General features: G+C 34.6%; 1 protein-coding gene. It reads left to right on the top strand.

What is annotated here, in order from left to right; genetic code table 11:
- The coding region (locus AC6I5C_RS17830; RefSeq protein WP_497906351.1) for a hypothetical protein at positions 1-630 on the top strand (630 nt) is incomplete at its 5' end.
- Positions 631-682 lie beyond the last annotated feature (52 nt).

Consider the following 682-nt stretch of genomic DNA (forward strand, 5'->3'; position numbering starts at 1 on the left):
CACGCAACGAAACTATACACAAACCGTTGTACACCATTTGCCAAAAAATTGAAATTAGGAGATATATACAAAACAGAATTTAACGAAAGACCGTCTCGGATAATCGGATTTGACGATTATGAAGTGTTCTATGACTGTCTCTGGTCTGAAAACAATTGGACATTTTCAAACAATTTTGGTGTCAAAACAATATTCTACCGAATGTCAACCGAGATTTTCAAAACTAAATCGGAATTGATTGAAAATTTGCCGTTAACAGAAAAAGAATCTCAATATTTTCGTCCTGACTTGCCAATGCGTTTTGGAAGAACTAAAAATGTAAGTTGGAATTCTTTCAACTCTCATGGAATTAAAGACTTAAAATCTGACTTTGGGCACCGCAAATTCAACGCAACAAAAATTATTCTTGTTCCCTATTGCCCAAAAGGTGGATTTAAAAAAGGAGAAATTCTTGAATGCAAATCGGAGTTCACTGAATTTGAGATAATATTAAAGGCAAAAGAAATCCAAGAATTAAGTAATAACGAAAAAAGCAACGGAATTGGCTTTTACCGATTGGGTTATCAGAAAGGACTTCCCACGTATGCCATTGGAGAATATTTTGACCGAGCAGGAATAATGAAAAATTAAAAAAACGGTGTACAACACGGTGTATAATTCATTGCTTCCGATTTTCCTCTCG

The organism is Mangrovimonas sp. sgz306409 (assembly GCF_059735265.1).